Source organism: Shewanella electrica (assembly GCF_022321485.1).
GTDB classification, from domain to species: Bacteria; Pseudomonadota; Gammaproteobacteria; order Enterobacterales; family Shewanellaceae; genus Shewanella; species Shewanella electrica.
Genome location: NZ_JAKOGG010000755.1, coordinates 1 through 237, shown reverse-complemented (window position 1 = coordinate 237; position 237 = coordinate 1). Strand labels below are relative to the sequence as shown.

1 protein-coding gene is annotated in these 237 nt (G+C 59.5%); it reads right to left on the bottom strand.

From position 1 onward, the window contains the following. Nucleotides 1-46: 46 nt before the first annotated feature. Nucleotides 47-237: hypothetical protein (locus tag L9G74_RS22000; RefSeq protein ID WP_238899057.1), on the bottom strand; the 191-nt coding region annotated here is incomplete at its 5' end.

The window sequence follows — 237 nt, the reverse complement described above, 5'->3', positions numbered from 1 at the left end:
AGGAGGTTAGACCGCACTCACTTTGAAAACGTGGTCAATCCCGTGGCTATTCCCCCGTAATCCCGTGTTTGGTTGAGGCCAAGTACTGATCCCAGACCCGTTGGATGGTTACCCGGCCGTTGATGGCGGCGACGGTGAAATCCCAGGTTGCCATCAACTCATCAATCAGGGCGTTGCGCTGGTCAACCGAAAGCCCCCTGACGGCCCCGAAGCGTTCCTGGGCCCGCTCGGTCAGCC